This is a genomic window from Thauera sp. DNT-1 (assembly GCF_055393985.1).
The window spans coordinates 2572560-2589265 of record NZ_AP043752.1; the positions used below are offsets into that span (position 1 = coordinate 2572560).

Annotated in this window: 15 protein-coding genes; 13 read left to right on the top strand and 2 right to left on the bottom strand. The window is 67.1% G+C overall.

All coding sequences use genetic code 11. The features are described 5' to 3' along the window. Positions 1–36: 36 nt before the first annotated feature. Entirely contained in the window at positions 37–2538 is a 2502-nt protein-coding gene (gyrB, locus tag ACZ5PP_RS11895; protein WP_464826075.1) for a DNA topoisomerase (ATP-hydrolyzing) subunit B, read from the top strand. Positions 2539–2930: 392 nt separating this feature from the next. Here gyrB and ACZ5PP_RS11900 read toward each other — a convergent pair whose 3' ends face one another. Together ACZ5PP_RS11900 and ACZ5PP_RS11905 are read right to left on the bottom strand one after the other, a co-directional pair. Further along, on the bottom strand, positions 2931–3218 hold the full coding sequence (locus ACZ5PP_RS11900; protein WP_464826076.1) for an addiction module antidote protein: 288 nt from the start codon (positions 3216–3218) through the stop codon (positions 2931–2933). Further along, the gene (locus ACZ5PP_RS11905; RefSeq protein ID WP_464826077.1) at positions 3196–3522 is read right to left on the bottom strand and encodes a type II toxin-antitoxin system RelE/ParE family toxin; all 327 of its coding nucleotides are present in this window, start codon (positions 3520–3522) and stop codon (positions 3196–3198) included. Before ACZ5PP_RS11905 ends, ACZ5PP_RS11900 begins: the two co-directional genes overlap by 23 nt. Before the next feature lie 154 nt (positions 3523–3676). Here ACZ5PP_RS11905 and ACZ5PP_RS11910 point away from each other — a divergent pair, with 154 nt between their 5' ends. From ACZ5PP_RS11910 to ACZ5PP_RS11965, 12 genes are all read left to right on the top strand, one after another. Beyond that, on the top strand, positions 3677–4288 hold the full coding sequence (locus tag ACZ5PP_RS11910; RefSeq protein ID WP_464826078.1) for a hypothetical protein: 612 nt from the start codon (positions 3677–3679) through the stop codon (positions 4286–4288). After that, positions 4285–5475, top strand: a complete 1191-nt coding sequence (locus ACZ5PP_RS11915; RefSeq protein WP_464826079.1) for a hypothetical protein — start codon at positions 4285–4287, stop codon at positions 5473–5475. Before ACZ5PP_RS11910 ends, ACZ5PP_RS11915 begins: the two co-directional genes overlap by 4 nt. 115 nt (positions 5476–5590) lie before the next feature. Continuing rightward, positions 5591–5833 (top strand): type II toxin-antitoxin system Phd/YefM family antitoxin, encoded by a 243-nt coding sequence (locus ACZ5PP_RS11920; protein WP_012584201.1) that lies wholly within the window; start codon positions 5591–5593, stop codon positions 5831–5833. After that, positions 5830–6093 carry a Txe/YoeB family addiction module toxin gene (locus ACZ5PP_RS11925; RefSeq protein WP_012584202.1) on the top strand — a complete coding sequence of 88 codons (264 nt, stop codon included), beginning with the start codon at positions 5830–5832 and terminating at the stop codon, positions 6091–6093. The genes ACZ5PP_RS11920 and ACZ5PP_RS11925 overlap by 4 nt, the downstream gene beginning before the upstream one ends. Before the next feature lie 125 nt (positions 6094–6218). Further along, the gene (locus tag ACZ5PP_RS11930) at positions 6219–6446 is read left to right on the top strand and encodes a DUF2281 domain-containing protein (protein ID WP_012584203.1); all 228 of its coding nucleotides are present in this window, start codon (positions 6219–6221) and stop codon (positions 6444–6446) included. Continuing rightward, entirely contained in the window at positions 6443–6829 is a 387-nt protein-coding gene (locus tag ACZ5PP_RS11935; protein WP_464826080.1) for a type II toxin-antitoxin system VapC family toxin, read from the top strand. The genes ACZ5PP_RS11930 and ACZ5PP_RS11935 overlap by 4 nt, the downstream gene beginning before the upstream one ends. A 35-nt stretch (positions 6830–6864) precedes the next feature. Continuing rightward, positions 6865–8319, top strand: a complete 1455-nt coding sequence (locus ACZ5PP_RS11940) for a DUF3375 domain-containing protein (RefSeq protein WP_012584205.1) — start codon at positions 6865–6867, stop codon at positions 8317–8319. A 163-nt stretch (positions 8320–8482) separates the two neighbouring features. Continuing rightward, positions 8483–9154, top strand: a complete 672-nt coding sequence (locus ACZ5PP_RS11945; protein WP_464826081.1) for a DUF4194 domain-containing protein — start codon at positions 8483–8485, stop codon at positions 9152–9154. Between the two features lie 542 nt (positions 9155–9696). Then, positions 9697–13119: an ATP-binding protein gene (locus tag ACZ5PP_RS11950; protein ID WP_464826082.1), complete on the top strand. Its 3423-nt coding sequence runs from the start codon at positions 9697–9699 to the stop codon at positions 13117–13119. Further along, positions 13116–14441 carry a DUF3322 domain-containing protein gene (locus tag ACZ5PP_RS11955; RefSeq protein WP_012584208.1) on the top strand — a complete coding sequence of 442 codons (1326 nt, stop codon included), beginning with the start codon at positions 13116–13118 and terminating at the stop codon, positions 14439–14441. The genes ACZ5PP_RS11950 and ACZ5PP_RS11955 overlap by 4 nt, the downstream gene beginning before the upstream one ends. A gap of 369 nt (positions 14442–14810) precedes the next feature. Beyond that, on the top strand, positions 14811–16004 hold the full coding sequence (locus tag ACZ5PP_RS11960; protein WP_012584209.1) for an AAA family ATPase: 1194 nt from the start codon (positions 14811–14813) through the stop codon (positions 16002–16004). Continuing rightward, positions 16001–16582: a DUF4276 family protein gene (locus ACZ5PP_RS11965; RefSeq protein WP_012584210.1), complete on the top strand. Its 582-nt coding sequence runs from the start codon at positions 16001–16003 to the stop codon at positions 16580–16582. Before ACZ5PP_RS11960 ends, ACZ5PP_RS11965 begins: the two co-directional genes overlap by 4 nt. Positions 16583–16706 lie beyond the last annotated feature (124 nt).

Consider the following 16706-nt stretch of genomic DNA (forward strand, 5'->3'; position numbering starts at 1 on the left):
CGCAGCACCCGTTCTTTACGAATCACCGAGATGACCATGTCCGAACCGCAAGACCAGCCCACCGCATCCGCCAAGGCGCACGAAGACTACGACGAAACCAGCATCCAGCAGCTCGAAGGGCTGGAAGCGGTGCGCAAGCGCCCCGGCATGTACATCGGCGACACCTCCGACGGCACCGGCCTGCACCACATGGTCTTCGAGGTCGTGGACAACTCCATCGACGAGGCCCTGGCCGGTCACTGCGACGACATCGTCATCACCATCCACGCCGACAACTCGATCTCGGTCACCGACAACGGCCGCGGCATCCCGGTCGGCGTCAAGATGGACGACAAGCACGAGCCCAAGCGCAGCGCGGCCGAGATCGTCATGTGCGTGCTGCACGCCGGCGGCAAGTTCAACCAGAACAGCTACAAGGTCTCCGGCGGCCTGCACGGCGTGGGCGTGTCCTGCGTGAATGCGCTGTCCAAGTGGATGAACGTCACCGTCGCCCGCGACGGCAAGCGCCACCTGCTCGAGTTCGAGCGCGGCAAGCCGCAGAACCGCGTCATCGAGGTCGTGGATGGCGTCGAGGTCAGCCCGGCGCGCGTCATCGGCGAGACCACCAAGCGCGGCACCAAGGTGCATTACCTGGCCGACGAGGAGATCTTCGGCACCATCGAGTACCACTACGACATCCTCGCCAAGCGCCTGCGCGAGCTCTCCTTCCTCAACAACGGCGTCAAGATCCGTCTCATCGACCAGCGCACCGGCAAGGAAGAAGACTTCGCCTTCGCCGGCGGCGTCAAGGGCTTCGTCGAGTACATCAACCGCGCCAAGACGGTGCTGCACCCCAACGTCTTCTACGCCACCGGCACCACCCGCATCCCCACCGGCCACGGCCACGACGCCGAGCTCTCGGTCGAGGTCGCCATGCAGTGGAACGACAGCTACCAGGAACAGGTGCTGTGCTACACCAACAACATCCCGCAGGCCGACGGCGGCACCCACCTCACCGGCCTGCGCGCGGCGATGACGCGGGTCATCAACAAGTACATCGAAGAAAACGAGATCGCCAAGAAGGCCAAGGTCGACATCACCGGTGACGACATGCGCGAAGGCCTGGCCTGCGTGCTCTCGGTCAAGATGCCCGACCCCAAGTTCGCCAGCCAGACCAAGATGAAGCTGGTGTCCTCCGAGGCCCGCCCGGCGGTGGAAGAAGTCGTCGCCAACAAGCTCGGCGACTTCCTGCTCGAAAACCCGATCGACGCCAAGACCATCTGCAACAAGATCGTCGAAGCCGCCCGTGCCCGCGACGCCGCCCGCAAGGCGCGCGAGATGACGCGCCGCAAGGGCGTGCTCGACGGCGTCGGCCTGCCCGGCAAGCTCGCCGACTGCCAGGAGAAGGACCCCGCGCTGTGCGAGCTCTACCTCGTCGAGGGCGACTCTGCAGGCGGCTCCGCCAAGCAGGGCCGCGACCGCAAGTTCCAGGCGATCCTGCCGCTCAAGGGCAAGATCCTCAACGTCGAGAAGGCGCGCTTCGACAAGCTGCTGCAGAGCCAGGAGATCGCCACCCTCATCACCGCGCTCGGCACCAGCATCGGCAAGGACGACTACAAGCCCGAGAAGCTGCGCTACCACCGCATCATCCTGATGACCGACGCCGACGTCGACGGCGCCCACATCCGCACCCTGCTGCTCACCTTCTTCTACCGCCAGATGCCCGAGCTCGTCGAGCGCGGCCACATCTACATCGCCCAGCCGCCGCTGTACAAGATCAAGCACGGCAAGAGCGAGATGTACATCAAGGACGACAGCGAGCTCTCCAACCACCTGCTGCGCCTCGCCCTCGACGGCGCCGTGCTGGTGCCGCGCGAAGGCGCCGAGCCGATCAGCGAAGAGGCCCTCGGCGGCCTGGCGCGCACCTACCTGCTCGCCGAAGCCGTCACCCGGCGCCTGGCCAGCTACATAGACCCCGAAGTGCTGCAGGTGATGCTGGCGCACGACATCGAAGTCAGCCTCGACGACGAAGCCGCCGCCCGCGCCTCGGCCGAGCGCATCCAGCCCCACCTGCCCGAAGGCCTGCAGATCTACGCCGAATACCACGACGAAGCCGAGGGCTGGCGCCTCACCATCGAGCGCCTGCACCACGGCAACCGCAAGTTCGGCTGGGTCGAGCACGACTTCCTCGTCTCCGGCGACTACCGCGCCATCCGCAACGCCGCCGAAGCCATCTCCGGCCTCATCGGACCCGGCGCCGAGATCCGCCGCGGCGAAAAGCGCCAGACCGTCTCCCGCTTCGCCGACGCCATCAAGTGGATGCTCGCCGACGTCGAACGCGGCATCACCAAGCAGCGCTACAAGGGTCTGGGCGAGATGAACCCCGAGCAGCTGTGGGAGACCACCATGGACCCCGCGGTGCGCAGGCTGCTGCGCGTGCAGATCGACGACGCGATCGCGGCGGACGAGATCTTCACCACGCTGATGGGCGACAACGTCGAGCCGCGCAGGGCGTTCATCGAGGGCAACGCGCTGTATGCGCAGAACATCGATGTGTGACACCTTGTAGCGGCGAGCATAAACTGGCAAATGGCTAGTCAATTATTGGCAGACGGCCGGGAAGGGGCGGGTGAATCCGATGGGTTCCTCGCCCTTTTCTTTTGGCTGCTACAGACGGGAAGGCTTGCCCTGACTGGGCTCCCGAGCGCATGCCTGATCGCCTTTATGACATGTACCTGCCGCGTGACGACCTTGTCGCTCTCGGTGAGTGCAGATGTCCCAGTCCGGCCCGTTGCCGTCGTTCGGACCACGAAGGCATCTGTCGTTCGAGCCACCGACTCGATCCGAAACTTGCCTGACGTTCGACCGTCAGAGATTGAAGCTCGGAGGGAGACTGCAGGCGGTTCTGTCGATCGACTGCTCGGGCGCGGTGGCCGACGCTAGCGCAAGTCTCAAGAATGGACTGGCGTTGCGGTGATCTTGACGCCCAGAGCATGAAGCAGCTTGAGCACTGTGTCATAGCGAGGCTTCGCGCCGGGCGTGAGCGCCTTGTACAGGCGCTCACGGCCAAGACCCGCATCCTTGGCGAGTTGCGCCATGCCGCGGGCGCGCGCAACGTCGCGAACGGCAGCGAGGAACACATCAGGGTTTGGGTCTTCCAGGGCGGCCGTCAGATACTCCGCGATGGTTTCCGCGTCGTTCAGGTAATCGGCAGCATCAAAGCTGGCGGTCTTGACCATCGTTCACTCCTTGTCCAAAGCCCGCGCCATCTCGATGGCGCGTTTGATGTCGCGCTTTTGCGACGACTTGTCCCCGCCCAGCAGAAGCAGATAGATCACTGCCCCCACGTCGCGTGTAGTAAGCGCGATACCCAGGGCCGACGTGGATGCGCATTTCCGAAACGCCTTCACCTACCGGCTCACAGTCACCAAGATTTCCATGCTCGGCAGAGCGGATACGGTGGATGATGCGGGCTCGAGCCACGTTGTCTTTCAAGCCGGCAAGCCAGGCGTCGAAATCGTCGGTGCGCAGGAAAGTGTTCATGCCGGCATGTGTGTCCATACGGATACGCTCGCACAAGGGCGAACCAGTGGCGAAGACCGAGCTTCCGCGGCACCAAACGCCCCCGCGATCCCGCTGCTATGCTCACGCGCTCGGACTAGCATGCCCCCAAGCCACCGGGACCGGAGCGACCTGCATGAAACAATTCATCCGCGACAACCCGACCATCGCCTTCGGGCTCGGCCTGCCGCTGCTGCTCGTCGCGGTCTTCCTCGCCATCTCGGGCATTCCCGTCCTGCTGGTCGCACCGGCGCAGTACGAGGTGCTGTACGCGACCCATTACAACTTCCACAACAACCCGCACAACGCGATCCGGATCGCGGTCGTCGGTGATCGCGTGCAGGTCAGCTACGTCGGCAACACGCAGCCCTACCAGACCCCGCGGCTGTGGCGCTTCAATCCGAAGACCGGCGCGGTGAAGGAAATCGCGCTGCCCTTGCCGCCCGGCCTCGCCCCCAACAGCGGGCGCCCGGTCGAGGCGGAGAAGACACCGAGCGTAACGCCCATCGACGTCCCCGACCTCGCCGGGCTCAGGGTCGATTCGTCGAGCCTGGCGCCCGACGGCTACAGGTTCAGCAGCGGCGCCGATGGCTACGGCGGAAAGGTCTTCGACGGCCTGTTCCTCGGTTCTTCGCACTACCGGGTCCACGCCGAACTCGTCAAGGACGGGCGCAGCATCCGACTGCCCGAAACCGAAGGCGCCTACTACGGCAACGCTGTCCGCTTCGTCGGCTGGGTGCTGCCGTGACCTGGCTCCTACTGCTGATCGTGCTGATCGTCCTCGCCGGCGGCTGGTGGGGCTGGCCGCTGGCCGCGGCGCTGTTCGGCAGCCGCGCGGTGCATGACAAGACCAGTGCGCTCGGCAGGATCGCCGAGCTGATGCGTGCCCATGACATCTCGCCGGCTGAAGTCGCTGCGGTATACCGCGATCCGACCCTGCTCGCGACCACGGCGCCCAAACGCAGCAGCGGCGAGATTGCACGGACGCTCTTCATCTATCTCGGCGCGATCTTCATCCTCGCCGGCATCGGCACCTACATCGGCATGTTCTGGAACCGCATGGGCAGCGTCATGCGGATCGTCGTCACCCTCGGCGTCGGCTATGCGCTGCTGGTGGTGCTGGTCTCGGCACTGCACGAGAAGAAGTTTCCCAAGCTCGTCCTGCCGCTGACGCTGGCGACGGCGTTCATGCTGACGAACGGCTGGTTCGTCTTCATCCACGAGGTCTTTCCGCGCGGCGACGACTGGCGGCTGGCTGCGCTCGCCGTCTTCGGCACGATGGCGATTCATCAGGGCGTGCTGTTTCGCCAGTACGCGCTGAGCGTGCTCGCCTTCACCGCCCTGTGCTTCGTCTACGCCTTTCTGTCGGTCGGCCTCGACCTGCTCGACGTGCCGGCGGGCTTCAGCGCGATCCTGCTCGGCGCCTCGCTGTGGCTGGTCGCCAGCGGGCTCGAGAAGTCGCCGCAGCGCAGCCTCGCCGAGTTTGCCCACCTGATCGCGCTGTGCTGGCTCAACGCCGGCCTGTTCGACCGCGTCGCCATCGCCGCCGCGGCCGACTGGGCCGCGCTGCTGACCGGCGCCTCGGTCATGTCGGCCGCCTACGGCCTGCACAAGGACGGGCGCCAGCTCCGGCTATCCGGCCTCGGCTACCTGATCGGCTCGGCGCTCGCCTACAGCGGCCTCTTCGACCTGCTGCGCCAGACCCCGGTCGAGCTGCTCTATTTCGCCGTCACCGCGGCGATGCTCTACGCCTGCGTGCGGCTGCAGAGTCGCGCGCTGCTCCTGACCACGGTGCTCGCGATGCTCGGCTTCATCGGCTACTTCACCGCCCAGCACTTCGTGGACTCGCTCGGCTGGCCGATCTCGCTGGTCCTCATGGGCGTCGCCTTCATCGGCGTCGGCGCGCTGGCGATGCGGATCAAGCGGCAGATGTGAGGGCCTTGGCCTGGAAGGGGCAGCATTAAACGGGAACTTGCGACCCTCGAACGAACGCCAGGATTGACGCCACGTACGCTAACGCGTACGTTAGCCGCATCGACGGAGACCCGCAATGACCACGCTCACCGCTTCCGAAGCACGGGCCAACCTGTACCGCCTCATCGATCAGGCCGCAGAGTCCCATCAGCCCATCCACATCGCGGGCAAGCGCACGAGCGCCGTCCTGCTCTCCGCGGAGGACTGGCAGGCCATCCAGGAAACGCTTCACCTGCTTTCCATTCCGGGGATGCGCGAGTCCATCAAGGAGGGCATGGCCGAGCCGCTTGACGAGAGCGCCCGGGAGCTCGACTGGTGAGCTGGCAGCTCGTGTTCTCGAAGTACGCCCGGAAGGACGCGAAGAAACTGGCGGTAGCCGGCCTGAAGTCGAAAGCCAAGGACTTGCTTGCGATCCTGGCGAAGGATCCCTTCCAGAAGCCTCCGCCCTACGAAAAGCTCGTGGGTGATCTTGCCGGGGCTTACTCGCGCCGGATCAACATCCAGCACCGCCTGGTCTATGAGGTCTTCGCCGAGGAGCGCGTGGTTCGCGTGCTGAGGATGTGGTCGCATTACGAATAGGAAGGCGGGAAACGTGGCGGGCGACGACGCCTCGCAACCGTTTCCAAAAATGGAACGGTTCAAAAGGAAGGCGCTCGTGTTCGACCCTTCAGCGTGTGCGAGAATCCAGCGCGGGAGCTATTCACATGAACCTTGCAGAAGCCATCTATCGACACAGCCAGCGCCTGCCGGATGAAGCGGCTCGCGAGGCGCTCGACTTCATCGAGTTTCTCGAACAGCGCTATGGCGTGAAGCCTGCTGAAACCACCGCTACGCCGCGCGAATTTCGCGAGCCGGGCAGTGCCCGCGGCAAGCTGGAGATTGTCGCGGACGATGACGACCACTTGGTCGACTTCAAGGACTACATGCCTTGAAGGCCCTGCTCGACACCCATACCCTGCTGTGGTTTCTGCTCGACGACCCGGCCTTGTCGGGCACTGCACGGGAGTTGATCCGCAGTCCGGAGACCGAGGTCTTCGTCAGCCCGGCCAGCTACTGGGAAATCGCGATCAAGATCAGCATCGGCAAGTACCGCTTGCCCGAACCGCTTGCAGCATTCATGGATCGAGAACTGTCCCGCAACCGCTTCGACATCCTGCCCATCTCGGTCCGCCATGCCGATCGCGTCGCACGCCTGCCCTTCCATCACCGCGATCCATTCGATCGCCTGATCGTCGCGCAGGCCCTGGAAGACGCGATGCCGCTGCTGAGCGCCGACCAGGTCATGGACCACTACGGAGCTCAACGCGTCTGGTAAGCGACGTCCTCCATTCACGCTGACCTCCGCAGTCCATGCCCCTCGACTTCACCACCCTCGACACCCTGCGCAGCCACCACCCCGCGTGGCGGCTACTGCGCTCGGACCACGCGGCGCTGGTGGCGAGCTTCCTGCACCGCGTCTTCGTCGCCCCCAACGTGCGCGGCATGGCGGCGGCGGACCTCGCCGAGGCGCTCGAGGACGAGCTCTACGCGCTGCGTCTGCTGCGCGGCGACGACGCCTTCCCCAAGCCGGCGCTCGACTACCTCAACGACTGGGCCGCGGCCGACAAGGGCTGGCTGCGCAAGTACTACAGGCCCGGCACCGACGAGGCCCAGTTCGACCTCACCCCGGCCACCGAGAAGGCGCTCGCCTGGCTGGCGCAGCTGAGCGAGCGCCAGTTCGTCGGCACCGAGTCGCGCCTGCTCACCTTGTTCGCCCTGCTCAAGCAGATGGGCGAGGGCAGCGAGACCGACCCCGCGCGCCGCATCGCCGAGCTGCAGCGCAAGCGCGACGAGATCGACGCCGAGATGGCGCGCGTGCTCGCCGGCGACATCCCGCTGCTCGACGACACCGCGCTCAAGGACCGCTTCCAGCAGTTCATGCAGGGCGCACGCGAGCTGCTCGCCGACTTCCGCGAGGTCGAGCACAACTTCCGCCAGCTCGACCGCCGCGTGCGCGAGCGCATCGCGCTGTGGGAGGGCAGCAAGGGCGCGCTGCTCGAACAGATCATGGGCGAACGCGACGCCATCGCCGACTCCGACCAGGGGCGCAGCTTCCGTGCCTTCTGGGACTTCCTGCTGTCGAGCCGGCGCCAGGAGGAACTCAGCGACCTGCTCGACCAGGTGCTCGCCCTGCCCGCGGTGGCCGAGCTGAACCCCGACGCCCGCACCCGCCGCGTGCATTACGACTGGCTCGAGGCGGGCGAGCACACCCAGCGCACGGTGGCGCAGCTGTCGCAGCAGCTGCGCCGCTTCCTCGACGACCAGGCGTGGCTGGAAAACCGCCGCATCATGGACCTGCTGCACGGCATCGAGAGCAAGGCGCTCGCCCTGCGCGCCGCGCCGCCGCCCGGCCCCGTGATGGAGATCGCCCTGCCCGGCGCGGCGATCGAGCTGGCGCTGGAGCGCCCGCTGCACACCCCGCCCACCCGGCCGGCGATCGCCGCGCTGCGCGTCGAGGCCGGCGACGAGGATGTCGACCCGCACGCGCTCTTCGAGCAGGTCACGGTGGACAAGGCACGCCTCGCCCGCCACATCCGCCACGCCCTGCAGGACCGCGCCCAGGTCACGCTCGCCGCGCTGGTCGCCGCGCAGCCGCTGGAGCAGGGCCTGGCCGAGCTGATCGCCTACCTGCAGCTCGGCAGCGACGCCTTCACCACCACCGTCGACGAGGCCACCCCCGAGCCGATCGAATGGCAGGCGAGCGCCGCCGACGGCGCCATGGTCACCCGCAAGGCCCGCCTGCCGCGGGTGATCTTCATGCGCTGAGCGCGCGCACGCGCAACCAAGCCGGGCATCGGATCAGATGCTTGCACAGGGCGGGCAGGATGAGGAACATGCCGACCCGACAGGGCGACAATCCATGCGCTCACTCGATCGATTTGCGCGCCCCGAGGCGCAACCCGACAATCCCCAACCGATGAAGCACTCGATGGACGACGAAGACCTCGCCCCCAGCCCGGCCGAGCCGCCCGGCCCCGCCGCCGCGCCCGACCTTTCGGTGCTGCTCATCGGCCTGCTCAAGGGCGTGCTCTACCGCGAAGCCGACGAGCGCCAGTGGTCCGGCCTGCTGCAGCTGCAGGCGCGGGTGCGCGAATACGTCGCCGTGCTCAATCTCGAGCTGGTACTCGACGAGGCCGAGGGCTACGCCTTTCTGCGCGGCCGCCCCGAACCCGCCGACGACGACCCGTCGCCGCGCCTGCCGCGGCTGGTGGCGCGCCGGCCGCTGTCCTACCCGGTGAGCCTGCTGCTCGCCCTGCTGCGCAAGAAGCTCGCCGAGTTCGACGCCGGCGGCGGCGACACCCGCCTGGTGCTTGGGCGCGACGACATCGTCGAGCTGGTGCGCGTGTTCCTGACCGAAGGCCCCAACGAGGCGCGCCTGATCGACCAGATCGAGACCCACATCAACAAGGTCGTCGAGCTCGGCTTCCTCGCCCGCCTCAAGCCCGCCACCGCCAGCGCCGGGGCGCCCGCCAGCTTTGAGGTGCGCCGCATCCTCAAGGCCTTCGTCGACGCACAGTGGCTGGCCGATTTCGACGCCCGCCTCGCCGCCTACCGCGCCGCCCTCGCCGATGGCAAGGAGACCCCGTCCGATGAGCCCTGAAACCATCGAGCCCCCCCCTGTAGGAGCGACGCAAGTCGCGATTGCAGCGCCAGGAATCCGCGCCGGCGCTGCGGTGACCACCGAATCGCGACTTGCGTCGCTCCCACGGGCGCGCCGCAGACCGCGTGGGTTCCTGCCAGCGCCAACGAAGAGCAAGGGCCGTGATGCCGGCGCCGACATCCGCGAGCGCAGCCTGCGCTCCGATGTGCTCGGCCACTGCAAGTCCGAACGCAACGAGGTCACCGGCGCCGCGCGCCCGCCTCGCCGGCTACCGCACCGCCCTCGCCGACCGCAAGGAAACCCCGTCCGATGAGCCCCGAAACCTTCGAGCACCCCCCCGTAGGAGCGACGCAAGTCGCGATTTCAGCGCCGGGAATCCGCGCCGGCGCAGCAATAGCCGCCGAATCGCGACTTGCGTCGCTCCTACGGGCGCTCCTACGGGCGCGCCGCAGACCGCTTGGTTTCCTGCCAGGAGCGGCGGCGAGCAAGGGCCGTGATGCCGGCGCCGTCGATGGCGCGTATGCGCAGCGCAGGTGCAGCCCATGAACGACCCGCAATCCCTCGGCCTCGACTTCGTCGCCGACGACACCCTGTCGGGCTTTCGCCTGCAGCGCCTGGAGGTGCTCAACTGGGGCACCTTCGACCGTCACGTGTGGACGCTGCAGCTCGACGGCCGCAACGGGCTGCTCACCGGCGACATCGGCTCGGGCAAGTCCACCCTGGTCGACGCCATCACCACCCTGCTCGTCCCCGCCCACCGCATCGCCTACAACAAGGCCGCCGGCGCCGACACCCGCGAGCGCAGCCTGCGCTCCTACGTGCTCGGCCACTACAAGTCCGAGCGCAACGAGGTCACCGGCGCCGCGCGCCCGATCGGCCTGCGCGAGCCCGGCAGCTACTCGGTGATCCTCGGCGTGTTCCACAACGCCGGCTACGACCAGACCGTGAGCCTGGCCCAGGTGTTCTGGTTCAAGGAGGCGCAGGGCCAGCCGGCGCGCTTCTACCTCGGCGCCGAGCACGCGCTGTCGATCACGGACGATTTCTCCGGCTTCGGCCCCGACATCACGCAGTTGCGCAAGCGCCTGCGCGGCGCCGGGGCCGAGGTGTTCGACAGCTTCCCGCCCTACGCAGCGTGGTTCCGCCGCCGCTTCGGCATCGACACCGAGCAGGCGCTCGAGCTCTTCCACCAGACCGTGTCGATGAAGTCGGTCGGCAACCTCACCGACTTCGTGCGCAACCACATGCTCGAGCCCTTCGAGATCGGCCCGCGCATCCAGGCCCTGATCGGCCACTTCGACGACCTCGACCGCGCCCACCAGGCGGTGCTCAAGGCCCAGCGCCAGGTCTCCCTGCTGGGCCCGCTGGTGGACGACTGCCACCGCCACGACGCGCTCGCCGCCGACATCGGCGCGCTGCGGCGCTGCCGCGAGGCGCTGCAGCCGCACTTCGCCGCGCGCAAGCTGGCCCTCCTCGACCACCGCCTCGAACTCGCCGCCGAGGAGTGGGCGCGTGCCGACGCCCAGGTCATGCGCCTCGACACGCTGCGCGAGGAACAGGCCGGCCGCATCGACGCGCTCAAGCAGGCGATCAATGCCAACGGTGGCGACCGCCTCGAGCGCCTCGCCGCCGAGATCCGCAAGCAGGAGCAGGTGCGCGACGCGCGCCTGGCCAAGGCACGCCGCTACGGCGAGCTCGCCGCGGTGCTCGGTGCGTCCGCGGCCGACGCCGAAGCCTTCGCCAGCCAGCGCCTGCACTTCGCCGCCAGCCGCGAGGAGGCGCGCAACCGCGACGCCGAGCTGCAGAACACGCTCACCGAGCACGCCGTCAGCCTGCGCCAGGGCAAGCTCGAGCACGACGCGCTGAGCGCCGAGATCGACAGCCTCAGGCGCCGCCGCAGCAACATCGACGACCGCCAGATCCAGATCCGCGCCGCGCTCTGCGGCGCGCTCGGCATCGACGTCGAGGACATGCCCTTCGCCGGCGAGCTGCTCCAGGTGCGCGAGGACGAGCGCGACTGGGAGGGCGCCGCCGAGCGCCTGCTGCGCGGCTTCGGTCTCGCCCTTCTGGTGCCCGACGCGCACTACAAGGCGGTGGCCGAGTGGGTGGACGGCAACCACCTGCGCGGCCGTCTGGTGTATTTCCACGTCCGCCCGCCACGCGCCGGCGAGCTGCCCGCGCTGCACCCCGACTCGCTGGTGCGCAAGCTCGCGATCAAGCCCGACAGTCCGCACTACGACTGGCTCGAGCGCGAGCTCGCCCACCGCTTCGACGTCGCCTGCTGCGCCACCCAGGAGCAGTTCCGCCGCGAGACGCGCGCGATCACCCGCGCCGGCCAGATCAAGGACCCCAGCGGCCGCCACGAGAAAGACGACCGCCACGCCATCGCCGACCGCAGCCGCTACGTGCTGGGCTGGAGCAACACCGCCAAGATCGAGGCCCTCGAGGCCCAGCGCCGCCAGCTCGCAGCCCGCCTCGGCGAAGTGGGCAGCCAGATCGGCCGCATCGAGGCCGAGCGCCGCGCCCTCGCCGGCCGCCTCGACGCCCTCACCCGCCTGGAAGAATTCACCGCCTTCGACGAGCTCGACTGGGAGAGCATCGCCGGCGCGATCGCCACGCTGGAGGACGAACGCCGCGCGCTCGAAGCCGCCTCCGACCTCCTCAAGGAGCTCAACCGCCAGCTCGCCGACCTGCAGCGGATCCGCATCGACACCGAGCACGAGCTCAACGCGGCGCGCGAGCGCCGCGCCAGGGTCGATCAGCGCCGGACCGACGCCGCGGCGTTGCGCGCGAGCACGCTCGCCCTCGTCGACGCCGCGCCGATCGACCCGGAACTCGTCCCCCGGCTCGACGCCCTGTGCGCCGAAGTGCTCGGCGAGCACCACCCGCTCACCGTCGAGTCCTGCGACAACCGCGAGCAGGAGGTGCGCACCGCGCTGCAGTCGCGCATCGACGCCGAGGACCACCGCCTCAAGCGTCTCGCCGAGAAGATCATCAAGGCGATGGCGGCCTTCAAGCAGCAGTTCCCACTCGAGACCGCCGAGATCGACGCCAGCCTGGAGGCCGGCTTCGAGTACGAGAGGCTGCTCGCGCAGCTCGACCGCGACGACCTGCCGCGCTTCCTCGCCCGCTTCAAGGAGCTGCTCAACGTCAACACCATCAACGAGATCGCCAACTTCAACGCCCAGCTCGCGCGCGAGCGCGAGACCATCAAGGAGCGCATCGCCCACATCAACAAGTCGCTCGGCGAGATCGACTACAACCCCGGGCGCTACATCGTGCTTGAATCGCAGGCGAGCCCCGACGCCGAGATCCGCGACTTCCAGCAGGAGCTGCGCGCCTGCACCGAGGGCGCGCTGACCGGGGCGGGCGAGGGCGACGACGAGCAGTATTCCGAGGCGCGCTTCCTGCGCGTCAAGGGCATCATCGACCGCTTCCGCGGCCGCGAGGGCCTCTCCGACCAGGATCGCCGCTGGACCGCCAAGGTCACCGACGTGCGCAACTGGTTCCTCTTCGCCGCCAGCGAACGCTGGCGCGAGGACGACAGCGAGCACGAGCACTACTCGGACTCCGGCGGCAAGTCGGGCGGGCAGAAGGAGAAGCTCGCCTACACCATCCTCGCCGCCAGCCTCGCCTACCAGTTCGGCCTGGAGTGGGGCGCGGTGCGCTCGCGCTCGTTCCGCTTCGTCGTCATCGACGAGGCCTTCGGCCGCGGCTCGGACGAATCCGCGCAGTACGGCCTGCGCCTGTTCGAGCAACTCAACCTGCAACTGCTGATCGTCACCCCGCTGCAGAAGATCCACATCATCGAGCCCTTCGTCGCCAGCGTCGGCTTCGTGCACAACGAGGGCGGCAGCGCCTCGAAGCTGAGGAACCTGTCGATCGAGGAGTACCGCGCGCAGAAAGCCGAGATGCGGGCGGCGGCGCAGGCCGCGCCCCGCGCCGGCGGCGGCGCATCCGCATCATGAGCTGGAGCACCGCGCAGGACCTGAGGGCGCAGGTGATGCGCCTGTGGGAGCGCGGCGAGCTGCTGCGCGAGGGGCTGCCGCAGGACAGCGGCGCCCCCCCGTGCGCGTGCTTGCCGGAGGAGGAGAGCGAGGGCTCTGGCGCTCAGCCTTGCGAGCTACCGGCCGATGCCGCGGCGTACACGGCCGTGGGACCACCTGCAGGCCACAGCCGCTTCCCGCTGCGACTCACCCTGAAGACCCCAACCTCGGACGACATCACCCGCCACTTCGATGCCGTGCGCGCCTGGGTTGCGGCGATCTCGGCCACGCCCCATGTGCGCCTCGAATGGCAGGAGACCCGCCACCGCGTGCAGGGCAGCCAGCGCCTGCCCGCGAGCGCCTGGGTCGACCGCCTCGACGACGCCCTGGCCTGGATCGGCAAGCGCGCCGAGGACGCGCGCTTTCGTGCGCTGCACGCCGAGACTGCCGCACGCCAGCCCCTGCTGCTGCCCTGGCTGCACAAGCGCCCGCTGCGCGCGCTCGAACTCGCCGCCGAGTGGTCGCGCCTGCTCGACGTGGTGGCCTGGCTGCAGGCCCACCCGCGCCCGGGCATGTATCTGCGCCAGGTCGACCTGCCCGGCATCCACACCAAGTTCATCGAATCCCAGCGCGGCGTGCTCGCCGAGCTGCTCGACCTCGCCCTGCCCGCGGCGGCGATCGACCCGAGCCGCACCGGCGCGCAGCAGTTCGCCGCCCGCTACGGCTTCCTGGACAAGCCCGTGCTGCTGCGCTTGCGCATCCTCGACCCGGCGCTCGGCCTGCTGCCTGGCGCGCCCTGCCCCGACCTCGCCCTCGACGCCGACAGCTTCGCCCGCCTGCGACTCGACGTGGCGCGCGTCTTCATCACCGAGAACGAGACCAACTTCCTCGCCTTCCCCCGCGTCGACAAGGCCATCGTGATCTTCGGCGCCGGCTACGGCTGGGAGGCCCTCGCGCGCGCCGAGTGGCTGCAGCGCTGCCCGATCCACTACTGGGGCGACATCGACACCAACGGCTTCGCCATCCTCGCCCAGCTGCGCGCCCGCTTCGCCCATGTCGAGTCCCTGCTGATGGACCGCGCCACCCTGCTCGCACATGAGGCGCTGTGGGGCCGGGAAGACAGCCCGCGCCCGGCCGACGTCTCGCGCCTCAGCGCCGAGGAACGCGGCCTGTACGAAGACCTGCGCAACCACCACATCCGCCCGTCCCTGCGCCTGGAGCAGGAACACATCGGCTTCGGCTGGCTGGAGAAGGCGCTGAGAATCGTCCACGCGGTGGATGATTTTCAGCCATCTGATGGTTGATTTTCATCCAAGGCGTCCCGGGAAACGGCTGGTCAGAACGACCATCGCCCTTCCTGCCCATCTTGGGCCTGCGCCATCTCCAAGACACCGAACCCGAACGCATCCAGCACGGCAGCGCCTGGGTACCGGACGGCTTCGTGTCAGCAGTGGGGAAAGCGCAGGCGTTCGCGTTAAAGTCCGATCTGTCTGTCCTTCTACCCCACCGCTTATGACGCCCGAAGGCCACGCCCGGAGCTGCATCGACGCCCGTCTGCAACAGGCAGGCGAACCGGCCAGCGTGCTGCCCAAACGCATCCGAAACCAAGCTGCAGCCACGAGTTCTGCCAGAAAGGCTGACGATAACCGTCACTGCCCGTCCAAGGTCCGTTCATGAAAATCGAATCCATCCGTCTCAAGAACTTCAAGGCCTTCCGCAATGTGCACCTGAAGGACATACCTTCCTTTCTGGTGGTCGTCGGCGCAAACGGGTCGGGGAAATCGACGTTGTTCGATGTCTTCGGCTTCCTGCACGACTGCCTGAAAGGCAATGTCCGGCAAGCGCTCGACAAGCGCGGCCGCTTCGGCGAAGTGCTGAGCCGGGGTTGCGATCCGAAGAAGGACACGATCCTCATCGAGTTGCAGTACCGCATGGAGATCACTGACGTCGAGCGGCTGGTGACGTACTCGTTGGAAATCGGTGAGCGGCAAGGGCTGCCGGTGGTCTGCAAGGAGCTGCTGCGATACAAGCGCGGCCGCTACGGAAGTCCCTACCACTTCCTCAGCTTTGCCGAGGGCGAAGGCTACGCGATCACCAACGAGGAAGACTTCAACAAGACCGACGAGGAACTCGACCGCGAAACCCAGCGGGTCGCGCCGGACACCCTTGCGATCAAAGGTCTTGGGCAATTCGAGCGTTTCAAAGCCGCCAATGCCTTCCGCAGCCTGATCGAGAACTGGCACGTGTCCGATTTCCACATCAGCGCCGCGCGAGGGCGCAAGGACGCATCGGGCGAAATGGAGCACCTGTCGGAGACCGGCGAGAATCTACCCTTGGTCGCTCGTTACCTGCATGAGCAGCATGCCGAGATCTTCAGCAGAATCCTTGCGACGATGACCAAACGGGTACCCGGCGTGACTTCGGTCGAACCCAAGCTGATGGATGATGGCTACCTCACGCTGCGTTTTCAGGATGGCTCGTTCAAGACGCCTTTCCTCGACCGCTACGTGTCCGACGGCACCATCAAGATGTTCGCCTATCTGGTGCTGCTGCACGATCCGAAGCCGCACCCCTTGCTGTGCGTGGAAGAGCCGGAGAACCAGCTTTATCCGCAGTTGATGCCTGAACTCGCGGAGGAATTCCGTAGCTACGCCAATCGTGGCGGACAGGTTTTCGTATCCACGCATTCACCGGATTTCCTGAACGCCATCGAACTCGACGAGGTGTATTGGCTGGTCAAGCAACAGGGCTACTCCGAGATTCATCGCGCGCGCGACCATGCACAAATTGCCGCTTACGTCGCTGAAGGTGATCAACTCGGCTACCTGTGGAAGCAGGGCTTCTTCGACGGGGTCGATCCGCGATGAGGGAACTCGTGTTTCTACTGGAAGAGCCGTCGGCCAAAGCCATGCTGGAATCCCTGCTCCCCCGGATGCTGAAGGAAGACACCCGTTTCCGCTGCATCCCGTTCGAAGGCAAGCAGGATCTGGAAAAACAACTGACTCGCCGGATTCGTGCGTACCAGAACGAACGCGCTCGCTTCATCGTACTGCGCGATCAGGACAGTCACCCCGACTGCACCGCGGTGAAGCAAGGTTTGCTCGATCTGTGCGATAAGTCCGGCAAGTTTGCGCGATGCCTGGTTCGCATTGCGTGCCGAGAGCTCGAGGCTTTCTATCTGGCCGATCTGCAGGCTGTCGAACGAGCCCTCGAGATCGACGGATTGACTCGGCATCAGAACAGCAGGAAGTTCCGGTCCCCGGACGGACTCGGCAGCCCCAGCCGAGAGTTGAAAACCTTGACACGCAATCGCTACGAAAAGGTCGCGGGGTCTCGGGCAATCGGCAAACACCTGCAACTCGACAATGCCCGCTCCGCGAGCTTTCGTAATCTCATCGCAGCCATCCGGCGTTGCGAAGACGAACTCCTGCGGGAAGCAGTGTGAGTCCGCTTCTTGGTGCGTTTTAACCGATATTCATAATCCGCGGCCATCGCCAAGACGGAAACCCTTGTGAGCTCGCTGCTCGTCAGAATCACCCCGCCAAGGGGAAGGCGGCGGGCAGAGAGTT